Origin of the sequence: Neobacillus drentensis, from assembly GCF_036965245.1 — a bacterium.
Lineage (GTDB): Bacteria > Bacillota > Bacilli > Bacillales > Cytobacillaceae > Neobacillus > Neobacillus drentensis_G.
In genome coordinates this window covers 1-20,845 of record NZ_JBALPG010000045.1, presented here as the reverse complement: position 1 = coordinate 20,845, position 20,845 = coordinate 1, and the positions used below count along the sequence as shown (strand labels likewise).

The 20,845-nt window shown below is 40.1% G+C and carries 18 protein-coding genes and 1 other annotated feature; of the genes, 5 read left to right on the top strand and 13 right to left on the bottom strand.

Annotated features, from left to right (window positions below; all coding sequences use genetic code 11):
* Positions 1–122: 122 nt before the first annotated feature.
* Both V7150_RS11520 and acpS read right to left on the bottom strand, forming a co-directional pair.
* Positions 123–1,136, bottom strand: a complete 1,014-nt coding sequence (locus V7150_RS11520) for a LolA family protein (RefSeq protein WP_335517881.1) — start codon at positions 1,134–1,136, stop codon at positions 123–125.
* Positions 1,137–1,560: 424 nt separating this feature from the next.
* On the bottom strand, positions 1,561–1,908 hold the full coding sequence (gene acpS, locus V7150_RS11515; protein WP_335517895.1) for a holo-ACP synthase: 348 nt from the start codon (positions 1,906–1,908) through the stop codon (positions 1,561–1,563).
* Between the two features lie 93 nt (positions 1,909–2,001).
* Here acpS and V7150_RS11510 point away from each other — a divergent pair, with 93 nt between their 5' ends.
* Positions 2,002–2,730, top strand: coding sequence for a rhomboid family intramembrane serine protease (locus V7150_RS11510; protein WP_335517878.1), 729 nt, complete (start codon positions 2,002–2,004; stop codon positions 2,728–2,730).
* Between the two features lie 18 nt (positions 2,731–2,748).
* Here V7150_RS11510 and V7150_RS11505 read toward each other — a convergent pair whose 3' ends face one another.
* The 7 genes from V7150_RS11505 to V7150_RS11475 form a co-directional block, all read right to left on the bottom strand.
* Positions 2,749–4,206: a PH domain-containing protein gene (locus V7150_RS11505; protein WP_335517875.1), complete on the bottom strand. Its 1,458-nt coding sequence runs from the start codon at positions 4,204–4,206 to the stop codon at positions 2,749–2,751.
* Entirely contained in the window at positions 4,199–4,678 is a 480-nt protein-coding gene (locus tag V7150_RS11500; RefSeq protein WP_335517872.1) for a PH domain-containing protein, read from the bottom strand. Before V7150_RS11500 ends, V7150_RS11505 begins: the two co-directional genes overlap by 8 nt.
* A 189-nt stretch (positions 4,679–4,867) precedes the next feature.
* Positions 4,868–6,358: a DEAD/DEAH box helicase gene (locus tag V7150_RS11495; protein WP_335517869.1), complete on the bottom strand. Its 1,491-nt coding sequence runs from the start codon at positions 6,356–6,358 to the stop codon at positions 4,868–4,870.
* Positions 6,359–6,773: 415 nt separating this feature from the next.
* Positions 6,774–7,463: an alpha/beta hydrolase gene (locus V7150_RS11490; protein ID WP_335517892.1), complete on the bottom strand. Its 690-nt coding sequence runs from the start codon at positions 7,461–7,463 to the stop codon at positions 6,774–6,776.
* 37 nt (positions 7,464–7,500) lie between these two features.
* Complete coding sequence (locus V7150_RS11485) at positions 7,501–8,880, bottom strand: UDP-N-acetylmuramoyl-tripeptide--D-alanyl-D-alanine ligase (RefSeq protein WP_335517866.1); 1,380 nt, start codon at positions 8,878–8,880, stop codon at positions 7,501–7,503.
* Positions 8,881–8,956: 76 nt separating this feature from the next.
* Positions 8,957–10,036 (bottom strand): D-alanine--D-alanine ligase, encoded by a 1,080-nt coding sequence (locus V7150_RS11480; protein ID WP_335517863.1) that lies wholly within the window; start codon positions 10,034–10,036, stop codon positions 8,957–8,959.
* A gap of 350 nt (positions 10,037–10,386) precedes the next feature.
* Positions 10,387–11,163, bottom strand: a complete 777-nt coding sequence (locus V7150_RS11475) for a hypothetical protein (RefSeq protein WP_335517860.1) — start codon at positions 11,161–11,163, stop codon at positions 10,387–10,389.
* Between the two features lie 252 nt (positions 11,164–11,415).
* Here V7150_RS11475 and mgtE point away from each other — a divergent pair, with 252 nt between their 5' ends.
* The 3 genes from mgtE (at position 11,416) to V7150_RS11460 (ending at position 14,987) form a co-directional block, all read left to right on the top strand.
* Entirely contained in the window at positions 11,416–12,774 is a 1,359-nt protein-coding gene (gene mgtE / locus V7150_RS11470; protein ID WP_335517857.1) for a magnesium transporter, read from the top strand.
* A 197-nt stretch (positions 12,775–12,971) separates the two neighbouring features.
* Positions 12,972–14,159, top strand: a complete 1,188-nt coding sequence (locus V7150_RS11465; protein ID WP_335517855.1) for an FtsW/RodA/SpoVE family cell cycle protein — start codon at positions 12,972–12,974, stop codon at positions 14,157–14,159.
* A 234-nt stretch (positions 14,160–14,393) separates the two neighbouring features.
* Positions 14,394–14,987 (top strand): DedA family protein, encoded by a 594-nt coding sequence (locus V7150_RS11460; protein WP_335517853.1) that lies wholly within the window; start codon positions 14,394–14,396, stop codon positions 14,985–14,987.
* Positions 14,988–15,071: 84 nt separating this feature from the next.
* Here V7150_RS11460 and V7150_RS11455 read toward each other — a convergent pair whose 3' ends face one another.
* From V7150_RS11455 to argS, 4 genes are all read right to left on the bottom strand, one after another.
* A complete protein-coding gene (locus V7150_RS11455) occupies positions 15,072–16,253 on the bottom strand; it encodes a NupC/NupG family nucleoside CNT transporter (RefSeq protein WP_335517851.1) in 1,182 nt (393 codons plus the stop codon).
* A 306-nt stretch (positions 16,254–16,559) separates the two neighbouring features.
* A complete protein-coding gene (locus V7150_RS11450) occupies positions 16,560–17,741 on the bottom strand; it encodes an MFS transporter (protein ID WP_335517848.1) in 1,182 nt (393 codons plus the stop codon).
* A gap of 83 nt (positions 17,742–17,824) precedes the next feature.
* On the bottom strand, positions 17,825–18,292 hold the full coding sequence (locus V7150_RS11445; RefSeq protein WP_335517845.1) for a DinB family protein: 468 nt from the start codon (positions 18,290–18,292) through the stop codon (positions 17,825–17,827).
* A 73-nt stretch (positions 18,293–18,365) separates the two neighbouring features.
* Positions 18,366–20,060, bottom strand: a complete 1,695-nt coding sequence (argS, locus tag V7150_RS11440) for an arginine--tRNA ligase (RefSeq protein ID WP_335517842.1) — start codon at positions 20,058–20,060, stop codon at positions 18,366–18,368.
* A 52-nt stretch (positions 20,061–20,112) separates the two neighbouring features.
* Positions 20,113–20,325, bottom strand: a binding site (T-box leader).
* Positions 20,326–20,429: 104 nt separating this feature from the next.
* On the opposite strand from argS, the gene V7150_RS11435 reads away from it, so the two are divergent.
* On the top strand, positions 20,430–20,684 hold the full coding sequence (locus V7150_RS11435; RefSeq protein WP_335517839.1) for an alpha/beta-type small acid-soluble spore protein: 255 nt from the start codon (positions 20,430–20,432) through the stop codon (positions 20,682–20,684).
* Positions 20,685–20,845: the final 161 nt, after the last annotated feature.

Genomic DNA, 20,845 nt, shown 5'->3' with positions numbered 1-20,845 from the left:
CCTAATTCGAATTGAAACATAATATATTTTACCATAAAAAATATATACACTGCTTTTATGTATTTTTTACCAAAAACAAAAACAGGCCCCCTCAAGAAGAGCCCGCCTCGTGCTAAAATTTTTTATTTTACTGCATCGCCTTGAACTGATTTTGCTACCTCCATCATTTCTGCCCTGGTTAGGTTTTTCGATGCTATCATGTAATCAACGCCGCCATGTGACCATGAAAGGGAATGATCGGACACCGCACCAATTGTCACACCCAAATCAACGATATCACCTTCCACATAAGTCGGAGTGGCGGAAGCAGCTTTTGCCGTTACTTTTTCCTGGATAAGTGTAAAAGATTTTTTGCCGTCATACGTGAGGACAACCCTCTTGCCATCTTCTATCTTGACTGCTTTTTCTTCCACTAGCTTTGTCCCTTTAAGCTCATAAGTCGGATACATAACGGTAAAGGATTTATCGCTTCCATCTGACATTGCCGGTAAATTAATCTGAGCACGTGTCATGTTCTTTTTCATATCGAAAGCGTCCTTGTCAAAATTCGCTTTAAACGTTACCTTCGAGAACTCGACCGTCACAAGGGCATTTCGGTCAGGATCCATCACTTTTACAACAGCAGGTGATAAATCCCTTTTATTGAGCTTAATTTCTTGAAATGGGAGCATGCTATTATTTTGATATCGAGTTTTCGTTTCAAATATATAATGGTCTTTTGTCGAGGAGAACTTGGCATCTTTATCAGCAACAATATCTTTAATCAACGATTCATACAAATAGGCTTGGCTGCTGTTTTGCGGCCAATCGCTTTGGAAACGGAAGCTCTTATTCAATGCTGGTGTAAGAACAAAAACCCCTTGGTTATTTCGTAAAATCATTTGGCTTTGGTCTTTTTCAGCATTTTTCAAATTCACGCGGTAGAAAGTAGGATCCTTATGCCAGATTTCTACTTTATACACCTGTGAATCAGAGCCCATTTTCAACGTCATTTTTGCATTTACCTTATAGCTGGTTAAGTCTTCCTGTTTACTCTTTAATTCTTTCACCACATCATCCTGCGACTTAGAGCCACAGGCAGCAAGCATTAAGATGATCACCAACCCCATCATAAGGAGCAACCACTTTTTCCTCATTCCTTCAACCCCTTCTTGTCTCGTTTCATATGATAATCAGAGAAGAGAAAGGCAGGAATCAGGCTTCAATTAACCATAGCTGACCTTGTCTCTCCTATTTCCCTATGAATATATGAGACAACCTGAGGGAATATGCGAAAAAGGTTGCCAAGCTATTAAAAAAAGTGGAATCGCCAGTTTAGCTGCATATGGATTGGACAGATCCGTATGAGAAAAAGTAAAGCAGAAAAGTGGAAGCACCTTCGGAACAAGCACAGCTTGTTCCTGCGAGGAATATTCTAAGGAGCTTTCCTTAGTGCTTATGACCCTGAGCCCCTAGGCGCTGTAGCTAGACAATACAGAGCTATAGTCGAATGGCTGTTGACTCATTGCAAGGAGAAGAGAGCCATTCACTTGCCGTTGGACGCTGGAACAAAGATTTTTATCATAGTTCAATAATGACCTGCGCGACTGCATACTCCCTGCTGTGGGAGATAGACAGGTGTGCCTGAACCTCCGGCTTTACAATAAAAGGCTTCCCGAGTGCGTCAGTTCCAATTTCAATATCTAAAAAGGAAAGTTCATGCCCAATTCCTGTTCCCGCTGCTTTTGAAAAGGCTTCTTTTGCGGCAAATCTTCCTGCTAAAAATTCCACCTTTCTCGCTTCAGAAAGGTCTTCAAACTTATTCTTTTCATTCATCGTTAAGATCCGGTCGACAAATTTACTTTGTCTTGTGATGAGATTGCGAACTCTTGAAAGCTCAATAATATCAATACCAATCCCTTTAATCATCATTCATCTTCCTTCTATTTAAAATATTGGCTGCATAATAGTGTACAAGACAGAAATTCTGTATATGATGGTAAGTGAAAGGAGGTTTCTACCTTGTTTACGAGAACCGAAAGCTTTCGTGAATTTATCCGCTTTTATCCAATGGTTTCTATTATTGTTGCCATTCACTTAGTATTATATCTTTTAACCATTTTACCAATATTCCCAAACTATTGGTTCTTTGAAACCTTTTCTGGAGTCAATCTTTATATTATGGAAGGGGAAGTTTGGCGGCTGATTACCCCAATTTTTATGCACAGCGGTTTTTCTCATATGCTGTTTAATAGTTTTTCCCTGGTTTTATTCGGTCCGGCATTAGAGCGTATGCTTGGAAGCGGCAGGTTTTTATTCGTTTATCTCCTGTCAGGACTGATAGCTAATGTCGCAACCTTATTGCTTGAGCCATTAACCTATACCCATGTTGGGTCAAGCGGAGCAATATTTGGACTTTTTGGCTATTATATTGCGATTATTATGTTTCAGAAACATATGCTATCCAAGCAAAACTCACAAATTATCCTTACTCTTTGTGTTGTCAGCTTGATTATGACCTTTTTACAGCCAAATATAAATATTACCGCCCATCTGTTTGGCTTACTTGGCGGCTTTTTACTTGGGGCCATTCCTTATTTTAACAAAAAGGACTTTTCTAAATCGATTATAAGCACGGCAAACTGGGCCAGCAGTAAAAGGAAGAGCGCAGCCAGGCAATCTCCCTTAAAAGTGCTGATCTGGGCCGCGATCATCATCATCGCCATCGTAGGGTTATTAGCACAAAAATAACAGGGATTCCAGCCGAATTTAACAATCGGCTGTATCCCTGTTTTTCTTTTTCCGAGAATACCAATCATAAATCTTAAGCAGGTCGCTTCTTTCTATATCAATGACAGTGCCCCCTGCACCGCTAACCCCCGATTTTACATTCGCTTCTATTGTTCCGAGCTCCCGTTTCCGTTGAAAGTGACTTTCCCGCATTTCTAAGCTTTGAATCCGATTTTTCTTCATCAAAACCGTTATCCTATTCACCGTTCGAAACCTTAAGCTTAACTGCTGGTGATCGAGACTCCAGCCGGCAGCTTTATATTTTAATACTGCGTTTCCTATCACAACTGCTAGAATAAGCAATGAAAGCAATCCCCATACCTTTAAAAAGATAAGTGCAACAATGACGATTGGGACGACTACAAACGAGCTTCTGATGATATATCGCAGCAGTGCCCGTTTTGGTACAGGAGTAAAGGAGTAAGTAAAGTGATATTCCGGCAAATATGGTTCTAAAATCGAACGAACTTGTTGCATCTTTACAATCGGCAGCAGTGTAACATTCGCTCCCTCCTGATTTGCAGCAGATCCGCCCGCACTTTCTACATAAACAGTGCCATAGCCAAGGATTTGCCGGATATTATTCTCACTAATACGGATCGCTTGAATCCGATTTAAAGGAATCGTTATTTGTCTTTTTTCCAGGAGGCCTCGAGAAATAACGATATCCTTTTCCGTTTTCACCACCGAAAAATCGGCATATTTCATTGTGGTCATAACAAGAGCAATAATCCAGGCAATGAAAAAGCCAATAAAAACAAAAATGCAAATTAAGATGAGATTATGGAGCGCCCATTTTTCTATACCGCTGCCAAATAATCTTTTATAAGGTATAAAGTCATCCAATTGTGAAAGTAATGCAAAAACAGCGGAAATCACCACCCCGACACCCCCGGATGTTAACGAGAGCAGCATTAATTGGTTTGTTGTAATTTTATAGATCTCTTCTTTCTCTTGCACAGCCTCAGTTGTATTTATTTCAGGATCTTTAGCTGCTGCGACAAATTCCTGGATAACCCGGGCCTCTTCTTTCGTGATTGCTGAAAGGACAGCTTCAGCCTCCTCGCCGCCACCGCCGCCTGCGGTTTCAATCTGTACTTTTACTAAACCAAACAGTCGCTGTAAAACACCTTCAGAAAGATCAATGCTTTGAATCCGATCAAACGGGATATATCTTTTTTTACGAACAAAAACTCCATATTCAATCCTGAGTTCATCATTTTCAAAACGGTATGTAAATCTCAGCCAAGATAGGATGCCGGTAAAGAAAGTAATGATGATAGCAATGAATGAGCCGGCAAGCGAAATCCATAACTGTTCTTTACCGTCCTTTGCCCCGGAAAAATTAAGTGCAAGTAGCGGTATCAGCAGGTTTCGTATTCTTTTACCGGTATGAAGGATACTGACAATCGGGTGAAGCCGTTTAGGTTTAGACATCTTCTTCAGCCACCCTTGCCAATTTAGAAATATAGAAGCGCAATTCTTCAGCTTCCGTCTCTTTTAACGCTGGAATTTCATGAGCAGTAGCCGCTGTATGAACAACGACCGAGGCTAGATTATATTTTCGCAAAATAGGCCCTTGCACAGTATCGACATGTTGAACACGAACCATCGGAACCAGTGTCCGGCTGACAATAAAAATTCCCTCTTGAAGTTCCAATTCCTCTTCGCGTACATCATATCTCCAGCGTCTCCATTTTAAGACAGGAAAAACAAAAATATGTAAACAAGGAAAAATGACGCCCAGTGCAATCAGGATAATCGAAATCCAAAAGGGTCCATCAAAAATATGTAATAGAAAAATAGCTAAAGCAGTTATTGACCAGCCAATCACCGACTTTATGACGCCCGAAATCCGCCAAACATTCAAAGCTTTTCTAGAAATTCTTTTTTTCGGCTCTGAATACATCCAATTCCCTCCTAACTCCCATTGTTTTTAGTATACAATGTTTTTTTACAAATTTCGTCATCTGATAATATTTTTTCCAAAAAGTAAAACCCATAAATTCGTTATGAAACCAACAAAAAAGAGCATGGACGCTATTGTCCATACTCTTCTAATCCCTAGCCATACGTAGCGCAAAGGAAGCGTGCTTTTCTATTGATGATTATAGCTTCTCGGTTTTGATGATTTACCGCCGGTTCTTTTTTCACCGCTTCTTGGCTTTACTGGAGCCTTTTTTCGACGGTCGTTGTAGCCGCCGCGAGAATCGTCTCTTCTTCTACGATCACGGTCACCACGATCAAACTGTTTTCTTTCTCTTTTTTGTGGAAGTGGTGATTCATCCGTTAATTTAACAGGAGTGGTATCCGGCTCTTTCGTTAACATCTTCAACACAGCTGCTACTACCGTTGAGGCATCATTTGCCTCTAGCAATTCCTCTGCAGCTGCTTTGTAATAATGAAGATTGTTGGACTCAATCGTTTGAAGAATCTTATCGACAACAGCGCGTTGCTGGCCTTCTAAAGCTTCATCAAGTGTTGGAGCCTGCATTCTTTCCATCTTCCGTTTAGTTGTTTTTTCAACGACAGCAAGATAAGACTTTTCACGCGGAGTAATGAAGGTCAGCGCTACACCCGCTTTACCAGCACGTCCTGTACGGCCGATTCGGTGTACATAGCTTTCTGGATCTTGTGGGATATCAAAATTGTATACATGTGTAACGCCGGAAATATCAAGACCCCTTGCTGCAACATCTGTAGCAACTAGGACATCAATCGTTCCCTCTTTAAATTTGCGAAGGACAGATAAACGTTTTGCCTGGCTCAAATCACCATGAATACCTTCAGCCGTATATCCTCTTAAATTCAATGCTTCTGCTAGCTCATCAACACGGCGCTTCGTACGGCCAAAAACAATGGCCAATTCCGGTGATTGAATATCCAAAAGTCTTGTTAACACATCAAATTTATTTCTTTCTTGAACTTCAAGGTAATATTGGTCAATCAAAGGAACAGTCATTTCTTTCGTTTTAACACGAACAATTTGTGGATCCTTCATGAACTTTTCTGCCATTCTTTGAATTGGTCCTGGCATGGTTGCTGAGAATAGTAATGTTTGGCGCTCTACAGGTGTTGAAGCAAGGATTGACTCAATGTCTTCTATAAAGCCCATATTTAACATTTCATCAGCTTCATCAAGGATCACCGTATTAACCGTGTCAAGACGCATGGTCTTTCTGTTAATATGGTCTAATACACGTCCTGGTGTACCGACAATAATATGAGGGGCTTTCTTTAACGAGCGGATTTGACGGCTTATATCCTGACCGCCGTAAATAGGGAGCACGCGTACTCTTTTTCCGGCACCAATTTTGTATAGCTCTTCTGATACTTGAATCGCTAACTCACGTGTTGGGGCAATGATAATCCCTTGGATGGCATCCATTTTCGTGTCAATTTTCTCCACCAACGGAATCCCAAATGCAGCTGTTTTACCTGTTCCAGTTTGCGCCTGACCGATCAAATCTTTATTTTCTAGGCTCAATGGAATCGTTTCTGCTTGGATTGGTGTCGCTTCCTCAAAACCCATTTTGAGAACAGCTTTTAACGTAGCCTGGCTTATGCCTAAGTCTTGAAACTTTGTCAATGTTTTCATTCTCCTTCTTCTATTTGAAAATGTTTTTGCTAAAGTGCTGAATATATTCTCACACACGCATCAAATGCGGTAATAGTTGCTGCTTTATTTTACTATAAAAAACGAATATGACTTTCAACTTCAAACCCAATCATAGAACTGAGCAAGGTTATGAGTTATACACCACATAATAAAGGCGGTGTGAGCAGAGCTTAGATCCATCCTAATTTAAAGTAGAAAATTTATTTTACTCTACGATAGGATATTCTGAATCGTTTTGCGGCGCTCGGCCCCTTTTCCATACAAAAAGAACATTCCCCAAAGGAGTATGCCCTTTTCAATCGTTCTTTAGACACGTTGATGATTATCATACCACTTTCGCCAGCATTTTGCAATAAAGACAAGTTTAATACTTCTTAAACCGGCCTTATCGGTCCATTAAAAAGTCCAGCACTTGAGAAAATAGGGCAGTACGTTCCTCACAGTGGCAAATATGATGTTTTGAATCCTTTATATAGGTGAGTTTTTTCTGTTTCGCACCAATGGTTTGGTATAAGTATTCAGCACTTTTGGGCGGCACAATCCCGTCACAATCCCCTTGTGCAATCAATGTCGGCACTTTCACCTGATTTAGGAGAGGCTTAATAAAAGAAACAAGCCTGCGGAATTGCAATGTCGCCGCTAAAGGGGTTTCTGTTATTTTTCGTTTATAACGGTGAAATAATTCATTCTCTTGTAAGTTTCCTCGAAAGGAATCGAGTATCATCTGTTTTATGTCAGCTCCGAGCTGCCTAGGACTAATATAGTATGCAGCCGCACTTAAAAGAACCAGCTTGTCCACAGGATAATTGGCAGCAAGATAACTGGCAATCAAGCCCCCCATTGAAAAACCAATCACGTACACGATTTCACAGGTTTCAATGAGCTTTTTCAATTCTGCTTCGGCATGATCAATCCACTCTTGATAGCGGACTCCTTTTAAAGAGCCTGGTTCACCGTGTCCCGGCAGCGTAGGAACGCTAAATAACCAATCTGTGTGTTCCTGCAAATACTCGGCCAAGGGCTCTACTTCATAGGGAGCACCCGTAAAGCCATGAATAAGTAAGCAGCCAATCATCTTTATCACACCTGCCAATTATCGCAAAATGATTACTTTATTTTTTTTGTAAGGCTGAAACGATTTCCTCTAACCTCATGCCACGTGAAGCCTTCACAAGTACGAGTGTATGTTCATCAATGAACGTTTTTAATTTCTGAATGAGTTCCGCCTTATCTGTAAAAGCAAACACTCTCTGTTCCCCCAAGGCCTTTCTTGCACCTTTCGCAATCTCCTCGCCAAGCGCACCAAAAGTAAAGAGATAATCAAGTTTATCAGTACTTAAACCTTCTCCAATTTGCAGGTGGTATTGCGCCTCCTGCGGGCCAAGCTCTAGCATGTCACCAAGAACAAGGATTTTCCGCTTATATCCTTGGAGATTTGACACCAATTCAATAGCTGCCATCATCGAGGTAGGGCTTGCGTTATAGGCATCGTTAATAATTTTTTCTCCATGCTGCCCTTCAACTAACTCCATACGCATATTTGTCAGCTTAATACTTGCTAAGCCTGCATTCATTTTTTCAAATGGAATAGAAAAATAATGAGCAATTAACATCGATGCAAGCGCGTTTAATATGTTATGCGTGCCAAGAACAGGGAGTTCAAAAACAAGGTCTTCAGTATTGATTTTAAAAGTGCTCCCTTGCTCGATTTGGGTGATTTCCGTTGGATATAGATCATTGGTTTCATTTCTGCCAAAGGTCTGAATGTTGACATTTCCTTTATAGTGGTGGATTCGCTCCATTAGCAGCGGCTCATCACCATGGAGGACCGCAAGTCCTCCATCACGAAGCCCTTGAAGGATTTCCAGTTTTGCTTCCGCAATTCCTTCCCTTGAGCCAAGGTCAAGAAGATGTGCTTCCCCAATATTGGTAATCACAACAGCATCAGGACAGGCAAGTTTTGTCAGGAATTCAATTTCACCTCTGCCGCTCATCCCCATCTCGAGGACAGCAATTTCAGTGTCTTCATTCAAGCCTAAAACCGTTAATGGCAGACCGATATGGTTATTATAATTTCCCTCCGTTTTTTGCACTTTATACTGGGTCGATAATAGACCAGCAGTCATATCCTTTGTTGTCGTTTTTCCATTACTTCCGGTAATTCCGACCACTTTAACAGGTAATTCCTTCCGATATTGACGTGCTAATTCCTGTAAGGCGACAAGACAGTCATCGACCATAACGATTGGCAAATGGGTGGGTGGATTTGGGACATCCTTTTGCCATAGGGCAGCCGCCGCGCCTTTTCGGATCGATTCCTCTACATATTTATGGCCGTCCGAGTATTCTCCTTTAAATGGAATAAACAAGTTTCCCGCTTTTATCTTTCGGGAATCAATCGTCACTCCCTCAATAATCAAGTCTTCAAACGGGGTGATATCATTGGTGGCAGAAACCATTTCTAAAATTTGTTTCACAGAGCGTTTTATCAAATTGATATCCTCCTTTACCAATTTTTTAAATTAAATGGACACGGCGCTTCAGCCGTGTCTCCGTTGTCTTAGTAAATTAAAAAGTGTATTTAATATTTTGTTTCTCCGCATGTCTTTCTTTTGCTAGATTCACCAGTCGCTCAATTAATTGTGGATACTCTATCCCGGTGTGCTTCCACAAAAGCGGGAACATGCTAAACGGCGTAAAGCCAGGCATTGTATTAACCTCATTAATTAACGCCTTGCCATCTTTCGTTAAGAAGAAATCAGCCCGAACAAGTCCGGAGCAATCTAATGCTTTAAACGCTCGAATCGCCATTTCCTTCAGCTGCTCATACTCTTCTTCTGTTATGTCGGCAGGAATCATCAGCGCTGTATCGCCATCTTCATATTTCGCTTTGTAATCATAAAAATCCGTTTTCGGAACAATCTCACCAGCTACGGAACATTCCGGATCATCGTTTCCGAGGACAGCTATTTCTATTTCACGGGCTGTGACACCTTCTTCAACAATGACTTTGCGGTCAAATTGGAAAGCTTCCACAAACGCTTTATCTAATTCAGCACGATTGGTACACTTGCTGATTCCTACACTAGAACCAAGATTCGCCGGTTTTACAAAGCACGGATACCCCAGTTCAGCTTCTACCTTTACATAAGCCTCTTCCTTCGTATTCTCCCATTCGCTTTTAATAAAAGCAACATAGTTTACCTGTGAGAGACCAGCCTGTGCAAAGACATTCTTCATCATTACTTTATCCATTCCAGCAGCTGAAGCAAGTACTCCGTTCCCGACGTACGGCAAGTTAATTAATTCCAATAGCCCTTGAACAGTTCCGTCTTCGCCATTTGGTCCATGCAGCAATGGGAAAATAACATCAAGGGATGCCGCTTCCTCCTGTTCCGATTGGAAAAGTGATGGAGCAAGCGATAATGGTGATAATGAATTGTCGTTAGAAAATTCAAGTGCTTTAACATTTTCTACTGGCCCACTTAGCTGCGGACCTTTAATCCATTCGCCTTCAACATTTATGTAAATAGGTTGAATTTCAAATTTCTCAAGGTCTAACGCTCGAATTACTGCAAGTGCTGTCTGTAAGGATACTTTATGCTCGGCGGATTTTCCTCCATATAACAAACCTAGTTTTGTTTTCATACCAAAACCTCCATATTCTCTTTCACGGTTATATTTTAACACTTTATTTAATAAGAAAGGAAATGTGGCAGACGTGTTTTTTAATGTTTTTTCCTAGCTATATTTTATGATTCCTATAGCTTGCTTCAAAACAATCAATTGTTCTACTATAAAGAAAACTCGCCGATTGGCGAGCCCCTAAGGGCGAAGACAGAGGCGTAGTTGCACTTATACTTTCCTATTAGCCAAAAAAAGCGAAAACGCCCGTCTAGCGGCGTAAGTCCACTTGCCGCCGGGCGCTGAAGCTGGACAAATCTCAAAGTCGATTTTTATACTATCTATATAGAAAATCTCTCCAAAATGGAGAGATTTTAAATGACATTTAGTTTCCATTCTTTTGTTTTTTTATCAAAGATGATTTTCGCATGGTATGGTTTATTGGAGATTTGTTCATATTCTTCCACCATATCATCCATATTTGCGAAATCGCCAATCACCCAGATAGGAATTTCAATCCGGCCGCGCTGATGGTCTGCATCTCTTAAAGAGATGCAAATTCCTTCCTTGATGAAGGGGGTTAACGAAAGAAGAATTTCTTTATTAACCTGCGGATATTCGCGTTTCTTTCGAATCCCAAAGATTGATTTTTCCAGCTTCATCTCCCCAAGTTTGCCGGCAATTACTTCACTAAGTAAATGAAAAAAGTCCTTGAAGCTGCGATAATAGGTCTTGTTATACCAGCCATCATCATGGGCCAAATAAACAAAACGGTTTCCCAGTTTATTATAAAAAGGCAATTTTAAATGTTGCTTTTGATGGCCTAAGTATAATAATTCAGCTAATTCCTGACCTGAAAGTTCATTCAATACTTCTTCTTCAATAAAGTCGATCCAACAGAAATTTCCGTAACTATATACATCTTCCGCAGCTAACTTGTTAATTCGTTCTTCGGGACAATATTCGAGCAGCGTATGCATATTAAAATCAGCATCATCAAAGCGGTGCGCCAGTAAAAGAAGATGATTTAATGAACCTGAAAAAGCAGCAGTAAATTCAGCGAATTCGATACCATAGGACAGTACATACTGGTCTGTTTGATTTAAATGAATATAGATGAGATCCCGTATGTCTTGATGATGCTTTTTCAAAGCCAAACTCCCCCGTTCAACTACATTTTAATAATATTTAACGGCAGTTTCCATGAAACTTCCAAATGCTCTTTGTAAATACTTCCTTATTTTATCAAATAATAGGTCAATTAGCATATTTCAATTCTTTTACAAAAAACTATCAAGTGTTACACATACTATTTTTACATCCACTATAATATTATTAGTTCTTTTGTCTAATTGTAGACAAATTGTCATCCATGTACCTAATGAAAGGAGTGTATATAAAGCATGATTAAAGATATGACTCCCGATGAAATCAGTCTTTATATTATAAAAACCTTAAAAGAAAACAAAAAAGCGGAATTTGAAATCATTTTAGATGAACTCCAACCCTATGATGTAGCGAAAATTTATGAAGAATTACCGGAAAAACATAAAGGAAGGTTTCTATTATTTTTAAAATTTGACGTCCTCGCTGACTTGATGGAGGAGCTTCCAAAGTCAGAACAGCTTAGTTTATTAAACATTCTTGGCATCGAAAAATCCAGTAAAGTTCTAGATTTAATGGACAATGACGACCTTGCATTATTATTAAATGAACTGTCCCCTGAGAAAAAAGATTCACTTCTTTCAGGTATGAACATAGAAGAGTCCAAAGCAGTTAAAGGCATTATGAATTACCCTCCGGAAACAGCCGGAAGAATTATGACAAACCGCTTTGTCTGGATCCGAGATTATTTTACCGTTAGAGAAGCAGTCGATAAGTTTAAAATATTTGCTGAGTTTGCAGAGTCGATTAACTATCTGTATGTCATTGATGAAGCACGAAAGCTTGTTGGGGTCGTCTCTTACCGGGATTTACTGTTAGCGGAACCGGAGGAAAAAATTAGGACGATAATGTATGAACGGGTCATTTCGGTTTCGGTTACAACTGACCAAGAGGTCGTGGCGCGTACTGCGGAACGATATGATTTCTTAGCGATTCCCGTTGTCAATGAAAACAATGTCCTTGTCGGGATTGTCACCGTAGATGACATTATTGATATCGTCATAAAGGAAGCAAATGAAGATATTGAAAAGTTATCGGCATCAGGAAAAGCAATTGACTTTGAAACGAAAACATTGGTCGCTGCAGCAAGAAGACTTCCATGGCTGATTTTACTATTATTCATTGGCGTTATTTCAGGAAGAATCATCAGTAGTTTTGAAGAAACCCTCCAACAGGTAGTGGCCCTTGCTTTTTTTATGCCGATGATTGCCGGGATGACGGGAAACACCGGCACGCAATCACTTGCGGTCGTTGTCAGAGGGCTGATCTCATTTGATATTAATAAGCGCGTGATTACCCGTTTAATAACAAGGGAACTCGGTGTCGGCATCACCATCGGCATCACCTGTGCCGTCCTAATTGCTATTATTGCTTATATCTGGCAGGGAAGTTTGATATTGGGCGCTGTTGTCGGCTGCTCCTTATTTTTCACTCTTATTATCGGGACACTTGCGGGTACGATTATACCGCTAATCCTTTACCGCTTGAAGATTGACCCTGCGGTGGCGTCAGGGCCGCTGATTACCACTTTAAACGATATTTTTTCGTTACTCACCTACTTTGGCATTGCCACTATGTTTTTAAAATATTTAATGTAAGAAAAGCGGAAGTAGCGGCGGGCTGCCGGAGCTGGACAGTTCCGAAGTCCAAAGAGATATAAAAATTAAATGAAACCTTTCGCGTATGGAATCGTTATATATAAGAGGATGTAATATTTTTCCGAATAAGCTTTGTTAGCGAACTTTTTCTCTGCTGATATGAGGTAGATCATTATAGAAAAAAATGGGTGTGTCCGATGGATATATACAGAAAAAAAGCCGATCGATTTGATTGGACTTTAACATTATTATTATTTCTTTTTTTCTTAGTCAGCTGTGCGGCTATTTATAGTGCACAAGCATCGGGGCAATATGGCGGGAAGAATTTTTTAGTTATGCAGGTTTTTTGGTATGGAATAGGGGCCGCCATTATCTCCGTTTCCATCTTTATCGACGGCTATCAATATAAGCGACTTTCCTGGTATTTATATGGCTTCGGACTGATTTTACTTATTGGCGTTTACGTTGCACCAGAATCCATTGCCCCTGTAAGAAACGGGGCAAAAAGCTGGTTTGTCATTAGAGGAATCGGGCAGATTCAGCCATCAGAATTCGTAAAAGTTTTTTTGATTTTGGCTTTAAGCCGTCTAATTACAACCCACCACGAAAAGCATCTGGAAAAATCACTAAAAACAGACTTTCTTTTACTTTTAAAATTAGGCATTACAACAGCTGTGCCGCTTGGATTGATCATGCTCCAGCCCGACCTTGGGACAGCACTCGTCATTCTATCCATTTTAACAGGAATTATCTTGATTTCTGGTATTTCATGGAAAATCATTATCCCGATATATAGTGCGGGGGCATCCCTTGCAGCCCTTATATTCTATCTTGTATTAATCAAGCCTGAATTTCTGGAAAAATACCTCCATGTGCAAACCTATCAGTTTAACCGAATTTATGCCTGGCTTGATCCCTATAGTCATGCAACAAGCTCGAGCTTCCATTTGTTAAGATCGTTAACTGCGATTGGTTCAGGATTAATATCCGGAAAAGGGTTAGGCAATCGCGAGGTTTATATCCCGGAAGCCCATACTGATTTCATTTTTAGTGTTATTGGTGAGGAGTATGGCTTCGTTGGCGGCAGTATCGTCATTGGTCTCTTTTTTCTGCTTATCTTTCATTTAGTCAAGACTGCTTTAGATACCAATGACCCGTTTAATACCTATATCTGTACTGGAATTATTAGTATGATTACCTTTCATGTCTTCCAAAATATCGGCATGACAATTCAAGTACTGCCGATTACTGGAATTCCGCTGCCATTCATCAGCTATGGCGGCAGCTCGCTCATGGGGAATATGTTTGCGATGGGTCTTGTATACAGCATTCGCTACCACCATAAAACGTATATGTTCTCATCCGAAAACTCGTTGAATGCTTAATAGAAAAGCGGAAGCTCTTTGTACAGGGGTTGGAGCAAGACAATAAGACAAGTTGAAGTGCTTGTTCAGGAGCTGGTCCTAGACATTTTCTGAAAAACTGCAAGGCTCTGCTGCCTTTTTCTATAAATATAGGAATTTCTTAAAGAAAAGTACCATATTAATTTGAATATAAGACAAACTGGTATAAACTAATTATTGTTGGTTCTTTATTATTTACATAAGCGAAGGTGAACTATGGCACAGTTTATTAACTCTGTTTTGGAATTTTTATCCCAGCTAGGCTACTTCGGTATTGCCTTAGGATTAATGATAGAAATCATTCCAAGTGAAATTGTCTTAGGCTATGGCGGTTACATGATTTCACAAGGACATCTCAATTTTGTCGGTGCTGTTATTGCCGGTACGATCGGCGGCACGCTTGCCCAGCTATTTTTATATTGGGCGGGCTATTATGGCGGCAGGCCTTTTTTAGAAAAATACGGAAAATATGTTCTTATTAAAAAGAGTCATATTGATATTGCGGAACGTTGGTTTGAAAAATATGGGGCCGGTGTGATTTTCTCTGCAAGGTTCATACCTGTTGTCAGACATGCCATTTCCATTCCTGCTGGGATTGCCAAAATGTCAGCAACTAAATTTACCCTTTACACCGTGGCAGCCGTTTTGCCGTGGTCGATTCTCTTCCTTTACTTGGGGAAAGTGTTGGGCAAGAATTGGTCTCATGTGAAAGAATTTGCCCAGCCATATGTCCTGCCAATCATTATTGCCGCTGTTGTTTTGGGCACTATCTATTTTTTAGTCAAGAAAACGAAAAAAACCACCGATTAATCTGATGATTCGGTGGTTTTTTATTCCATTATATGTTAAAAAGTCATAATGCAAGAAAAATAATCCGTACATAAAAAATCAATATTAAAGCATAACACCCGTAATCGCAGCGGTTAGTAGACTTACAAGTGTTGCGCCAAATAGCAATTTAAGGCCAAATTTTGCGACAAGATTTCCCTTCTTTTCGTTTAAGCCCTTTACAGCACCAGTGATAATTCCAATCGATGAAAAGTTAGCAAAGGAAACAAGGAAGACAGAAATGATTCCAACAGTTCTACTTGACAATGACTCTGTGATTTTTCCTAAATCTATCATCGCAACGAACTCATTCGATAATAATTTTGTCGCCATGATGGTTCCAGCATCGACTATTTCGGATGAAGGTACCCCAACGATAAAGGCCAGTGGTGCGAACAAATAACCAAGAGCCATTTGGAAGCTAATGCCGAAAATCGCAGCAAACACATGATTAATAATACTTATTAGGGCAACAAAACCAATTAGCATTGCGCCGACGATGATGGCCACTTTGAAACCATCTAAAATATATTCCCCAAGCATTTCAAAAAAAGTTTGCTTCTCTTCATCTTGAATATCAATAATATCCTCTTGTTCTGTTACTTCATAAGGATTAATGATATTGGCAATGATAAATCCGCCAAATAAGTTTAATACCAGTGCGGTGATCACATATTTTGGTTCGATCATTGTCATGTACGCCCCTAATATCGATGCCGACACCGTCGACATTGCCGAGGTACATAATGTATACATGCGATGTTCAGGAAGGTATGGAAGCTGTTTTTTTACTGAAATAAACACCTCAGATTGGCCAAAAACAGCAGATGCCACCGCATTATAAGACTCTAATTTCCCAAGCCCATTCACCTTACTTAAAACCATGCCTAGGAAACGGATGATAATCGGAAGGACTCTTATGTACTGAGCAATTCCAATTAATACGGAAATAAAGACAATCGGCATTAGAACGTTCAAGAAGAAAGGTGCTTCCCCTTTATTTGCGATTCCGCCGAAAACAAAATTAATCCCATCTGCAGCATATGCTAGAAGATGTTCAAATACTCCTGAAATTCCTCTAATAAGCACAAGCCCTATTTCTGTATTAAGCAGAAAATAAGCAAATAGAAGCTGTAAAACGACCATAATGCCAATCGACTTGAATTTGATCCCTTTTTTATTGTTGCTTACGATAAAGGCAAGCAAAAAAATAACGACTAATGCCACCAAAAACATAACAAATTTCAAAACGCTCTCTCCCTTTTCTGATGATGGTATCTCTGAGCTGTAAAAGTATAAATCAACTATATTTTTCGACAAAAAACGACAACGTTTTCAAACACATAAACCTGATTATAAGATTTGCTTATAATAGGTGTCAACTCTTTGCAAGGAAGTAATAAAATTCAGGTTATTCATTATCATCTAATTTTTACTTTTTCCTTTTTACCATCGAATCATCCATTCTTTTCTGCTCAAAGGGAATATAAAAAGGCATGGAGAATTCTCTCCATACCTTCGGTCAACCTACTATTGTGCTCATTCTACCTTATTTTATGACCCTTGCTGGGCTACACTTACCCGGCCTTTATATAAAAAATAGAAATAAAGAAGCATCGAAATGAAAATGGAAACAGCAGATGTTATATAAATACTGCTATATCCGAGCAGATGGCTAATTTGACCGAACGCCATCGCCCCTAAACCCACACCTAAATCAAAAAAGGAATAGAAAGTAGCATTCGCCATTCCTCTTCGATTTATTGGAACTTTTTCAATAGCCCACGCCTGCAGGGCAGGTTGTACCATCCCAAAACCTAGACCATACAAAACAGCCGCCACAAAAAGAACCATGCTGTTTGGAAGCCACCCTAATAAAATCATCGCTGTCAATATTAACAATGTTCCGGGGATAAAGACAGCCTGATGTCCTTTTCGGTCATATAGCTGTCCCGCGAAAGTCCTTGTGGCCATTAATGCAAGTGCATATAAGAGAAAGTACAATTGAATGCCGGAAATATCCTTTTCAGCCGTATATAATGGTAGAAAGGCAGCAATCCCACCAAATGTTACCGTGATAAAGAACATCAGCATCGACGGCTTCAAGGCATTTTTCTCATAAAGATCAAGCTTTGCTTTTGTCCTATTATGCTTTGGTTCAACCTTTTTGTAGGTAATTCTTGAAGACAACAAAAGAGCCACCAAGCCTAATCCCGCACAAATTAAGAAAAATTGTTTGAACGAAATGATACCGGTTAAAATCAGTCCTAGGGAAGGACCGATTGCTAGTGCTAAATTGCCAGACAACCCATAATACCCCATTCCCTCTCCTCTTCTAGAAGCAGGAATTAAATCTGAGGCAATCGTTCCGGAGGCAGTGGTGGAAAATCCCCAGCCAGCCCCTTGAACAACCCGCATCGCAAATAATAAGACGATACTTGTTGAAAATCCAAAGGATCCAACCGATAGGACAAAAATGGCTAAACCAATGAGATAAACAAATCCCCTGCCCTTTGTTTCAAGTGATTTTCCCGCATATGGGCGCAGCAATAAGGCAGAGAAGGTAAAGATTCCTACGACAAACCCGATTAATTGATCATTGCCGCCTAAATCTTCCACAAACAGAGGAATGGTTGGAAGCGTCATTTGAAATCCAAGAAAGATAAAGAAGTTAGCTAAACAGATAAGAACAAAGTCTTTTGTCCATATCTTTTCTTTTCTCAGCTGTTTTTCCATATATAGTGAAGTTTCCTCTCTTTTTTTATCAATGAAAAAACGTTTCTACACTAGTAGAAACGAAATTTCATGTCAAAAATGTATTACTTTGCATTAGCAGCTTCAATGACGCTTTTCATTGAATGCATTTGACCTAAATGAAGGGACTCATGAAAAATGGCAAAGTTGGCAAGCTCACCAAAGGTTTCTTGACCTAGAAACGGAGTTTTCAGCTTTTCGTTAAAGCTTTCAACCGGAATTTCCTTGATTCTTTTCATTTGCTCTTTTAACTGTGCCGATAATTCCTGAATGGATGGAACGTCACCTTGCCAGTCGGCTGGTTTCGTGCCTGTTGCAAAAATTTCCATATAGTTTGCTGGGAGACTCGTTGATTTTTTCGGAAAGCCAAACATAAATTGTTCAGCAACTGTCAAAACATGACCAACATGCCAGTGAATCGTATTGTTAAAACCGTGTGGCTGCACATCAAGAATCGCCTCGTCTAAAGCCTCAACATTTTTAATAAAATAACTCCTGGTTAACTCAAAGCTCTTAAATAATAGTTCACTCATTCATTTTAGCCTCCCTCTCATTTCATAGCTTTATTCTATACCAAAATCAGGTAATTTTTAAAGTAAAACGCTCTTACATTTCTTGCGGTGCTTCAATTCCTAACAGTCGTAAGCCTTCTTTTAGAACAACTGTTACCGAATAAACAAGGGCCAAGCGCGCTTCCCGCTCACTGCTCTCCTCGAGGATTTTTACTTCGGCATAATATTTATTGAAGGCTTGGGCAAGGTCAACAATATATTTGGCCACCTGCGAAGGATCAAAGTTCTCACAAGATCTTTTAATGGCAGGTGCAAATTCCATTAGCAGGCTTGCCACCTTCCATTCTTTTTCCCAAGAATTCGTGTAGTTTTTAGGATGTAAATCCGCTTGCCAATTCGCTTTTCGTAAAATCGAACATGCCCGGGCAAAGGTGTATTGGACATATGGACCTGTTTCCCCTTCAAACCGAAGCATTTCCTCTAAGGAAAATTCAATATCATTCATCCGGTTATTTTTTAAGTCGTGGAAAATAACCGCACCCACTCCCACCTGTTTCGATACTGCATCTTTGTTTGCCAGGTTTGGATTCTTCTCCTCGATATTGTGCCGTGCCATCGAAATTGATTCATTTAATACCTCTTCTAATAAAACAACCTTGCCTTTACGTGTCGACATCTTTTTACCGTCTTTTAACATCATTCCAAATGGAACATGAACCATTTTCTCTGCCCATTCATAGCCCATTTTTCCTAACACGGCAATCAACTGTTTAAAATGAAGGCTTTGTTCATGACCGACCACATATAAGGACTGGACAAAGTCGTAGTTCTCTTTTCTGTAGTGAGCGGCTGCTAAATCACGGGTGGCGTAGAGTGTAGCGCCATCGGATTTTTTAATTAAGCACGGAGGCAGCTGCTCTTCGGCTAACTCGACTACCATGGCCTGATCGGATTCTACCAGCAGCTGTTTTTCCTCAAGCAGTTTGACGATCCGATCCATTTTGTCATTATAAAATGCTTCGCCCGCATAGGAGTCAAATTGGACGTTCATCAACTCATAAATTCTTGAAAACTCTTTAAGCGATTCATCTCGGAACCATTGCCACAGTGTTAAGGCTTCCTCATCACCATCTTCTAATCGTTTGAACCAGCTGCGCCCCTGATCTTCAAGTGATGGGTCTGATTCCACCATATCATGAAACTTAATATATAGCGCGAGTAGCTCCTTGATCGGGTTTTGTTTTACCTTTTCGGAATCACCCCATAGTTTATAGGCGGTAATTAACTTCCCAAACTGTGTGCCCCAGTCACCAAGATGGTTTATTCTGATAGGCTTATAGCCGCATTTCTCTAAAATAAGCGCTATAGAGTTTCCAATTACAGTGGAACGCAAATGTCCCATCGAAAATGGCTTGGCAATATTCGGTGACGACATGTCGATCGGTACATTGCCACCATTCCCAAATTCCTGGGCACCGAAATGACCTTTTTGCTCGAAAATGCTGCTTATGAGCTGTTCCGAAACCAGCTTTTTATTTAGAAAGATATTAAGGTATGCGCCCACAACTTCAACCTTTTCAAATGTAGGCGATTGAATCTTTTCACTTAGTTCTTGCGCAATCAGATTGGGCGATTTTCTTTTTAGCTTGGCTAATGTGAAACACGGAAAGGCTAAATCCCCATGTGCAGAGTTTTTTGGTTTTTCAATCATTAGTTCTAGTTCCGCTGCAGTAATTTCCTGGTCTAGCAGTTCGAATAGGATGGCTGCAAGCTCCTTTTTAAAATTCATTTTTTATTGACCTCCTTTTATTTAAAAAAACAAAAAACCCCCGCCTCTTATATAAAGAGACGAGAGTTTGATAATCCCGCGGTACCACTCTAATTGTTCAAAAAGAACCGGCTTTACTTTGTAACGGAGGATTCTCCGGCTTACCCTACTTGGTTCGGGTCAGCATCTCCAAAGTGCGCTTCATTATCTGCTCCGTATCAGGCTCACACCGCCCCTGACTCGCTTTCACTTCCTAGATAACTACTCTCTTTTTCATTGATTTTTCCAACTTGATTACCAGTTATTATACTGGAAACATTAGGATTTATCCAGTCATGTTGATGAATTTTTTTTATTAAGGAAATCCTACTATGGAAGGAGGGATTTCCTATGGCCAGAAGAAATAAAATACTTGTCCCGGAAGCGCGTAAAGGATTGGATGCGCTTAAAGCGAAGGTCGTTCAATCTGCGAACCCTGAGAATGCGAAATTTGAAGCTGCCGAAGAGGTCGGTGTTCCCTTGAAAAAAGGCTATAACGGCCAGCTCACATCCGAACAGGCCGGAAAAGTCGGTGGAAGACTTGGCGGCAGCATGGTTCGCGAGCTCGTTAAAATGGCACAAGAGAATTTAAGTAAAAAACAGTAATGCTTGGTTAATCATGTACCTTTTAAAGGACAAATCTCTGTAAAGTAGCTGGCGATTTGTCCTTTTTTATGCCGTTGAAGGAAAAATCTGTGTTGGTAAGCGAAAGGAATGTCCTTCATTTTGCTGATGAAGGACAAATCTTCGTAGGATAGCTATTGAAA